At 46.3% G+C, this 2,082-nt stretch carries 3 protein-coding genes; 2 read left to right on the top strand and 1 reads right to left on the bottom strand.

The genetic code is table 11. From position 1 onward, the window contains the following. A partial coding sequence (locus WEIDD23_RS07275; protein WP_207644208.1) for a hypothetical protein occupies positions 1–325 on the top strand: 325 nt, incomplete at its 5' end. 156 nt (positions 326–481) lie between these two features. Here WEIDD23_RS07275 and WEIDD23_RS07270 read toward each other — a convergent pair. Beyond that, the gene (locus WEIDD23_RS07270) at positions 482–1,183 is read right to left on the bottom strand and encodes a ribonuclease H family protein (protein ID WP_010371170.1); all 702 of its coding nucleotides are present in this window, start codon (positions 1,181–1,183) and stop codon (positions 482–484) included. 100 nt (positions 1,184–1,283) lie between these two features. Here WEIDD23_RS07270 and WEIDD23_RS07265 point away from each other — a divergent pair, with 100 nt between their 5' ends. Further along, complete coding sequence (locus tag WEIDD23_RS07265) at positions 1,284–2,030, top strand: YwaF family protein (protein WP_010371167.1); 747 nt, start codon at positions 1,284–1,286, stop codon at positions 2,028–2,030. The last annotated feature ends 52 nt before the right edge of the window (positions 2,031–2,082 follow it).

Genomic DNA, 2,082 nt, shown 5'->3' with positions numbered 1-2,082 from the left:
AAAGTTAAGATTGGGGGCATATATGGCAGTTTTAACGTTTAATGTGGCACCAGATTCAGTCATCTGCGCGGTTTATGAAGACGGCGGTTGTCGCGAACACGGGGTGTTTGAGGCGCCTGAAACTAAGGAGGCGTTGCTGCTACGAATGCAGCGTATGGCCCGCTTGTATGGTACGTTGTACGCATTAACTGGTGTTGGTGTGTCGTTGGCTAATGATCAGGATGTGGTGGCAGAAGATCTCCAAACGACGTTGCAGTTACCGGTATTGGTGACGACATGCGAAGATGAGGCCGCGCTTGCGCAGCGAACGTTAGTAGCCTTTTAGAGCGGTTTGTATTTTATTGTGAAAATATTCACGACAAAAGGTTTAGGTTTTCTAAAGGTGATAGTGAATTATATCACAAAACAGTGATAGCAAGGGTTCCCAGCGTTTTAATTCAAAAACAACCTGTCTGTTTTTAGCTAGACAGGTTGTTTTTGATTACTTTTTTAGCTGATCCATGGCGTCATTAAGCAACTGATCAACGCGGATATTCCCCGCACTCGTTGCGTGCCCCTTAACCCAAATAAATGCCAAGCGGTCTTGCACTTGCTGAACCAATTCGTAGACTTGTTGCCAAGCAGTTAGGTTTGCGATTTCACCGCTAGCTTTGCGCCAACCATTTGATTGCCAGTTGTACATCCAGTCGGTTACCGTATCTAAAACGTACTTTGAATCACTCACAATGGTTACTGGCTCACTGACCTTGGCCATTTGGAGTAAGGCGTTAATCAAACCGAGAATTTCCATCTCATTGTTTGTTCGCCCGAAAAAAGCGCCACTGTCAGTAAAGACGGGTGTTTGCATATCATCACCACGATAAATTGCGATGGCCCAGGCTGCCTTATCGGTTGGACGGACGTGGCCACCCGCTACGTTACCGGTATTCCGACTACCACCATCGGTAAAGATGTAGTAACGGCTTGGCTCGGCGTTGAACTGACCATCGTAGGCGGTTACGTATTGGCGAGCCGTGTTGCCTGACGCCCCGGTTTGATCATCAAACCACGCTTGGGCCTCGGCACGCGTGGCAAATCCCTTATACTTTGGTGCTGGTTTGGTGTGTGTATAGCGTTGCACCTCAGACCAAGGCTTGGTGTAAAGGCCTTCGAACTGATTGCCAACGATTGCATAGGTCTTCATGTTTTCTTCCCCGAATCTCAATTGTTATCTACTAATGATAGCGTAAATTAAGCAGGAACGGTATTATTCAATTCTCATACTTATTCATGGGGGATTATGGATGTTTAACTATTATTTAACGTACCAACCAGATATACCAGTGGGCATTGGATTTGGTCAATTTTCGGGCACACATCTCACGGTATTAGGCGTGTTGGCGATTGGCATTTATTATTTGGTACATCGCTATCAACGCTTGACGTTGGCCGGGCGGCGCCATCAACGTTGGAGGATTGCGTTGGCAATTTGGACGATGGAATTATTTAAGGATATTTATTTAGCAACAACCGGACAGTGGGACCCTAATCTACTGCCATTTCATTTATGTGGGTTTGGGTTAATGATGGTTGCAATTGATGCTATCCGGCCAAATAAAACAACCCAGACCATTTTATACAGTTTGACAATTTGGGGTGCCGTTGCGGCAGAAATTTTCCCGGATTGGGCGTATTATCCACTCTTAAATCAATGGGCGTTACAAAGTTTTGTGATTCACGCGTTGTTGATTACGTATCCGTTAATGTTGATGGTGAGCGGTGAAATGGTGCCAAATTGGCGTGATTTGTGGCGGTCAGTAGTCTTCTTATGTGGCGCGGTGCCGTTTGTCTTGTGGGTCAACGCGCGGCTGCAGACGAATTTCTTCTTTTTAAATACAGCAGCACCGGGGTCGCCACTTGAGCCATTGCAGCATATGTTCGGTCATGGGGCGTTGTACATTAGTGTGATTATCATGTTGTTGGGTGTGCTTTGGGTGGTGATGTATTTGCCATGGGCCTTGGCACCAAGGCGCAAACCAATTTTGGCATAAACCACGTTAACATCGGGTTCAGCCTCTCGGAACACGTTTAAAAACCGCAAAT

Source organism: Weissella sp. DD23 (genome assembly GCF_001579105.1).
Classification (GTDB): domain Bacteria; phylum Bacillota; class Bacilli; order Lactobacillales; family Lactobacillaceae; genus Weissella; species Weissella cibaria.
The sequence above is the reverse complement of the archived record's forward strand: the minus strand, read 5'-3'. Positions and strand labels throughout refer to the sequence as shown.

Bases quoted from the DNA above. Each gene is read 5' to 3' on its own strand.
- WEIDD23_RS07270 (WP_010371170.1), bottom strand. From the start codon at position 1,183: ATGAAGACCTATGCAATCGTTGGCAATCAGTTCGAAGGCCTTTACACC.
- WEIDD23_RS07265 (WP_010371167.1), top strand. From the start codon at position 1,284: ATGTTTAACTATTATTTAACGTACCAACCAGATATACCAGTGGGCATT.